General features: G+C 44.9%; 1 protein-coding gene. It reads left to right on the top strand.

Translation table 11 applies throughout. From position 1 onward, the window contains the following. The first annotated feature begins 463 nt into the window (after positions 1-463). Positions 464-1210 (top strand): TonB-dependent receptor plug domain-containing protein, encoded by a 747-nt coding sequence (locus ACCI49_RS24650; RefSeq protein ID WP_371841907.1) that lies wholly within the window; start codon positions 464-466, stop codon positions 1208-1210. The last annotated feature ends 143 nt before the right edge of the window (positions 1211-1353 follow it).

Genomic DNA, 1353 nt, shown 5'->3' on the forward strand with positions numbered 1-1353 from the left:
CAATCCCGGTTGGATTTGCGCTGATAGTGTAAAGCGGGATAACTCTCGGTCAGTCTTCTAAGAAGACTGGCTCAATAGCCCCCTTTTAGGGGGCCGAGGGCAATTCCGCATTCTAAGAATGCGGATTTTTACTATATTTTGTTGCGAGTAGGCAATATTGGGCTTCTTGATTAGTTCTTTTAAAATTTGTTGCCATATCCCGTAAATGGTAGCCTTTTTATTTACACGATAAAATGAAATCTAAGGCTTGCTTTCCCCTGGACTATTTTGGCATTAGTTTGCGGGTATTCTAAATTTTGCCTTATTGGTCCGATTTATCCTAATCGCAATCCGCTTTGTCGTATCTCAGTTTCACAGAACTCCTCAATCTGACACTTTAATCTAGCCGCCGTACAGCCGACGGCCTATGGGGTTGGCCATAATTTAATCTGGCTTTCCTATTGCTGCAGACTGGAGAGAATCAATGACGATTAAAAAACCACTCGCCCTTGCTATTGCAATGACCAATGTAGCGATGGCTTCGGCTTGGGCGCAGGAAACTGAAACTCAAGAAGATTGGGCGCTTGAAGAGGTTGTTGTTACGGCAACCAAGCGGGAAACCAATTTGATGGAAACTCCGGTTGCGATTTCGGCCTTTACCCAGGAGGAATTGGATCGCCAAAATATTAAGAATGTAAGAGATCTGGGAAATACAATTCCCAATGTAGATATAGCCTTTGAGGCTTCTCAATCTGCGCCAGTGATTTCTATGCGAGGGGTGCGCTCTACAAATACAACAGAATTTGGCGATCCTGCAGTAGGCTTGCACTTTGATGGTATCTACTCCTCTCGCCCACAATCCGCCATGACGATGATGTTTGATAGCGAACGAATAGAAGCCATGCGTGGCCCCCAGGGTACACTTTATGGAAGAAATTCTACTGTAGGGGCCATCAATGTTATTTCCAAGAGGCCAAATATTGATGAGTTTGAAGGTTCCTTTGGCCTTGAAGCTGGCCGCTGGAATCAGCAATTGCTAAAAGGCGTTATCAATTTACCGGTAACAGACACCTTTGCCCTGCGGGCATCTTTTGTTAATGAGACTCGTGATTCCTACTTAACGGGCTACTATGATGCAAATCAGTATGATAATCGCTATATCAATGCAGAAAGTTTAGGGGCTAGTGTATTAACCCGGCGGACAAATAGTTCAGTTATGCTGCGTACCTAATTGATTCGTGTCGGAAGTAGGCTGCTACACGCGCGGGCTTCTTTTGTAACATTCTCATGTGAGAAAGCACTTTCCTTTTTAGCTTCTCCTTGGATCGGGCTGGCATGCCACTGTGAACGCCCCCTTTAAGGTCGCAATTCAAA

Origin of the sequence: Microbulbifer epialgicus (assembly GCF_041447265.1) — a bacterium.
Classification (GTDB): domain Bacteria; phylum Pseudomonadota; class Gammaproteobacteria; order Pseudomonadales; family Cellvibrionaceae; genus Microbulbifer; species Microbulbifer epialgicus.

Coding starts and splice junctions, on each gene's coding strand:
- ACCI49_RS24650 (WP_371841907.1), top strand. CDS start 464: ATGACGATTAAAAAACCACTCGCCCTTGCTATTGCAATGACCAATGTA.